Here is a 4,503-nt window from a genome sequence, read left to right on the forward strand (position 1 = left end):
CGGTCATTCCGTATTACCAGCGTTTTATGGAAAGCTTCCCTACGGTTGTCGAATTGGCCAACGCCGAGCAAGACACCGTATTGCACCACTGGACAGGCTTGGGCTATTACGCGCGGGCCCGCAATTTACACGCTTGCGCCAACAAAGTGGTGGACGAATTTGGCGGCACGTTTCCAACCAACGCCGAAGCACTGCAAACCCTGCCGGGCATTGGCCCATACACAAGTGCGGCAATTGCTGCGATTTGTTTTGATGAACAAGTGGCGGTGGTGGATGGCAATGTGGACCGGGTGGCGGCGCGGTTTACCGCCTTGGCCGAACCAGTGCGCGAAGCAAAACCGTTTATCCGCTCTTTCATCCAGCAATCCGTGCCAAAACGAGCAGGGGATTTTGCGCAGAGTTTAATGGATTTGGGGGCGACGATTTGCGCGCCAAAACGCGCCAATTGTTTGATTTGCCCAATCTCAAAAAACTGCCTTGGCACCAAAACATCTGACCCAACAAATTTTCCGGTGATGCCGCCCAAAAAGCAAAAACCAATTCGGGTTGGCCATGCCTATGTGGTGGAAAATGACAAGGGCGAGATTTGGCTGCAGCAACGACCCGAAAAAGGATTGTTGGCCGCAATGACTGAAGTGCCGGGCAGTGAATGGCACAAAGTTGAGACACTTTTGGAACGTCCCGCGCCAACTCATCCGCTGGATACCCATTGGATTGAGTGTGGAAACGTGGATCATATCTTCACCCACTTCGCACTCAACGTTACCGTTTGGAAAGCAAACACAAGTCAACCGCCCGCTTCAAACGGTTGGTGGGCAAAAAAAGCGGACCTAAATGGTGAGGCATTGCCCACAGTTTTCAAGAAAATTTTGGCTGCGGCATTGAACGAGTGAGCTAGCACACTGTTCCAGCACTTTAGCAGCACAAACCGCCACAAATCGAGACGTTTTACCCCACTTATCCCCGGTGCAGATCGAACAAAAAAAGACCGCTGATCAAATGACCAGCGGTAAGTTGCCTGAAATTCTTTGGAGGTCGTGTCAGGCCGAAAGTCTGTTCATGGTCGCCCGGATTTCGGTGCACAAATCGTCTATAAGGGTAAGGTTTTCGCCGTCTTCAAGGTGCCAATAGGTCCAGCCATTGCATGAAGCTGCGTCTTGCACCAAGGCGCCAACCTTGTGGATCGAGCCTTCATGGCCGTCGCAAATTAGCGACCCGTCAGCGCGCACCGTGGCTTTGAATTTTTTCTTTGTGTCCCAAAGGGTTGCGCCGGGCATAATCATCCCCTGCTCAATCAACGAGCCGAACGCAACGCGTTTTTCCGCCCGTTTGCCCTTCACCGTTTCAAGTACGATATTCTCAAGCGTTTTGATCGAAGCAATGCGTTTTAACGCCGCGTTTATATATTCGCTTTCACGCTCACAGCCGATGAAATGACGGCCCAATTTTTTCGCCACAGCGCCCGTGGTGCCGGTGCCAAAAAACGGATCAACAACAACATCGCCCGGTTTGGTTGTAGCCATAAGTATCCGATATAAAAGACTTTCTGGCTTTTGCGTCGGGTGCACCTTATCGTCGTTTTCGTCTTTTAGACGTTCATTTCCCGTGCAAATCGGGAACAGCCAATCAGAGCGCATTTGCGTGTCGTCGTTCGACTGTTTGAGCGCGTCATAATTGAAAGTTGGCTTGCTAGACTGGTCCCGTGTCGCCCATATCAATGTCTCATGCGCATTGGTAAAGCGGGTGCCGCGAAAGTTTGGCATTGGGTTGGATTTGCGCCAGATGATGTCGTTCATCATCCAGAACCCAAGGTCCTGCAAAATCGCGCCAACGCGGAAAATATTGTGGTAAGAACCGATCACCCAAAGCGCGCCATTTGGCTTGAGGATGCGCTTTGCAGCGCTCATCCAATCGCGGGTGAATTTGTCGTAATGCGCATAGTCGGAAAACTTATCCCACTCATTATGCACACCATCCACATTAGACTGGTCAGGGCGGGTAAGCCCTTTTTCTAATTGAAGAAAATAAGGTGGATCAGCAAAAACAAGGTCAACCGAACCTGCTGGAAGCGAGTTCATATGCTCAATGCAATCACCCACCAAAATGGTGTCCAATGGCAGATAATCAGAACCCTTTTCGCCCGTAGGACGAAGCGACGCATCACTGCGCGTCGACGAATGCTTGTTACGCAACATTCTATGTACCTTGTACGCTTTACTACGCTTTCATTTGTAATTTCTTAGGGTTAAGGGGGCGCTAAAACTTATGGTAAACCAAACGTAAAACATGCAATTTGCACGCTAAGACGCTGTTTTGAATCAGCTTTTGTTAGCTATAATTTCTGCAATTGGTTTGAAATCAGCCCTGTGATGGGGCGTTGCGCCGTGGTTTTGTAGCGCTTGCATGTGCAACGCTGTGCCGTAACCTTTGTGTTTGCCAAAGCCATATGCGGGCAGGGATTGGTCCAATAGTACGCACATCCGGTCGCGTGTCACCTTGGCAATGATAGAAGCCGCGGCGATGGACAAGGATCGGCTGTCGCCCTTGATCAGCGCTTGCCCGCGACAAGGCAGTTTGGGTGGAATATCTCGCCCATCGATTAAGGCAATGTCAGGAGTTATTGAAAGCGATTTGACCGCCTGCGCCATCGCGTGAAGCGTCGCACCACGTATATTGCGCTCAAAAATGGTACTGGGTGGAGCCGATGCAATGCCCACATGGGCGTTGGCCATAATGAGGTCGTAGAGTTCGTCGCGCTTCTTGGCGCTGAGCTTTTTGCTGTCGTTCAAACCATCCGGAATGTGATCTGGGTGCAAAATAACGGCGGCGGTGACAACAGGTCCCGCCAACGGCCCACGCCCCGCTTCATCAACTCCACACACAACCAGCCCCTTCGCCCGGAATTGATCTTCGATTGAAAAATCAGGCCCATCGCCAAACAGGGAAGGTTGTGAATCAGCATTGTTCATGCCCTCAATTTGGCATTACCTCTTGTTTGCTCCAAGTGTTTATTCAGATCCAGCGTCAAGGCGCACAACAATCTTTCCTTTGGCGCGAACCGTTGCTAAATGGTGCATGGCTTTTGGGGTCATCTCGAAAGGATACGCCTTGTCGATGGTGGCCTCTAGGTCACCCGTAGCTGCCAAATCTGCCACAGTTTGCAGATCAGCTTTGTCAAAACTTGCCATCATCACGCCAACTTTCTGGGTGGAGAAATTTGACGATAAAGGACCCCCAATCAACGCGCGGAACATGGAAGCAGGAGTGGAAAACCCAACCATCAGGCATTTGCCATTTTTTGATAGGCACGAGCGCATGTCTGAAAGACTACGGTTGCCAACAAGGTCGATGATCAACTCATTTGATCGGCGCGTGCGGGTGAAATCGCCTGTATGATAATCAATTGCATGGTCAGCGCCAAGCTGGGTGACGAGGTCTATGTTTTTGCCACTGCACACAGCTGTGACTTCCCCGTCAAAATGCTTTGCCAATTGCACTGCATAAGTGCCTATGCCGCCAGAAGCGCCATTGATTAAAACGCGCATCCCCTTGTGTACGTTGCCATTTTTGGTGACCGCTTGCAGGGCCGTCACACCAGCCAAGGGCAGGGCGGCAGCTTGTTCAAACGAAAGAGCCTCTGGTTTATGGACCAGACGATCTTGGGGCACACAAGTGAATTGCGCTTGGCCTCCCTTATTTGCGCGGCCCATCACCTTGTCACCAATCTTGAAGTCAGAAACAGCATCGCCAATCGCTTCAACCACTCCCGCAATGTCGGCTTTTAGACACAAGACCTTCGGACGCCTGAAACCCGTTATTGGCCGCACCGCAAACATGCCGTGCATCATGTGCATTTCTTCGGGGTTGAGCGAAAAGGCATGCACCTTTATCTGCAATTCGTTCGCCGCTGGCTCGGGTTTTGCGACTTCACTAAGGCGCAACACATCTGCTGGGCCGTAGTTGTGGTGGATGAAAGCTTTCATGGTTCTAAACTCATTTACGCGTTGATTGAAATAAAGGGAACTAGCCAAGATGGGGCAACCACATGAACATAAAGGCACCAGCCGTGCCACCAGCCAAAAGCAGTGTGATCACGAATAAGCCAAGGCCAAAGGCGAGGCGCCAGATTTTGTTGCGCGAGGTTTGTGAGCGCAAATAGGCTTCCATAACAGCGAGTGGCAGCAAGAAGTGCCCAAACGCCCAAAAGATGTCGAACCAGCCGGTTCCCGCATCATTCATTCCTGCAGGGCCTTGGTTGATCATGAACCAAACAATCATACCGACACGCAAAAACCAGACGCCGTGGATCAAAACGAAGGCGCGTAAAACCCAGCGGCGGTGATCAGCGATTTGACCTTTAACGGCCAAGCGCCAAGCCATGATGCAAAACACCAGAATAAGGATGCCATTGAGGCTGTTGCCAAGCCCCATAGTGAAGCCCGAAACATTGCCGCGCGTGATGTTGATGTAAAGACCAGAAAGCGAGACAATGATGGCGCTGAT

At 51.2% G+C, this 4,503-nt stretch carries 5 protein-coding genes; 1 reads left to right on the forward strand and 4 read right to left on the reverse strand.

Going from position 1 to position 4,503, the window contains the following annotated elements; all coding sequences use genetic code 11:
• The coding region (locus Q0231_RS12665; RefSeq protein ID WP_299347917.1) for an A/G-specific adenine glycosylase at positions 1–893 on the forward strand (893 nt) is incomplete at its 5' end.
• A 147-nt stretch (positions 894–1,040) separates the two neighbouring features.
• Here the strand turns inward: Q0231_RS12665 and Q0231_RS12670 are convergent.
• The 4 genes from Q0231_RS12670 to Q0231_RS12685 form a co-directional block, all read right to left on the reverse strand.
• The gene (locus tag Q0231_RS12670) at positions 1,041–2,195 is read right to left on the reverse strand and encodes a site-specific DNA-methyltransferase (protein WP_299347919.1); all 1,155 of its coding nucleotides are present in this window, start codon (positions 2,193–2,195) and stop codon (positions 1,041–1,043) included.
• 123 nt (positions 2,196–2,318) lie between these two features.
• Positions 2,319–2,969, reverse strand: a complete 651-nt coding sequence (locus Q0231_RS12675) for a ribonuclease HII (protein ID WP_269392508.1) — start codon at positions 2,967–2,969, stop codon at positions 2,319–2,321.
• Between the two features lie 39 nt (positions 2,970–3,008).
• Entirely contained in the window at positions 3,009–3,983 is a 975-nt protein-coding gene (locus tag Q0231_RS12680) for an NAD(P)-dependent alcohol dehydrogenase (RefSeq protein WP_299347920.1), read from the reverse strand.
• A gap of 40 nt (positions 3,984–4,023) precedes the next feature.
• Positions 4,024–4,503, reverse strand: a 480-nt coding sequence (locus Q0231_RS12685) for a DUF2306 domain-containing protein (protein ID WP_299347922.1), incomplete at its 5' end; no start/stop codon positions are given.

This window comes from uncultured Maritalea sp., assembly GCF_937139385.1.
In the GTDB taxonomy this organism is placed as follows: domain Bacteria; phylum Pseudomonadota; class Alphaproteobacteria; order Rhizobiales; family Devosiaceae; genus Maritalea; species Maritalea porphyrae_A.

What these genes read in the sequence shown, in the direction of transcription:
- Q0231_RS12670 (WP_299347919.1), bottom strand. Translation starts at nt 2,195, where the DNA reads ATGTTGCGTAACAAGCATTCGTCGACGCGCAGTGATGCGTCGCTTCGT.
- Q0231_RS12675 (WP_269392508.1), bottom strand. Translation starts at nt 2,969, where the DNA reads ATGAACAATGCTGATTCACAACCTTCCCTGTTTGGCGATGGGCCTGAT.
- Q0231_RS12680 (WP_299347920.1), bottom strand. Translation starts at nt 3,983, where the DNA reads ATGAAAGCTTTCATCCACCACAACTACGGCCCAGCAGATGTGTTGCGC.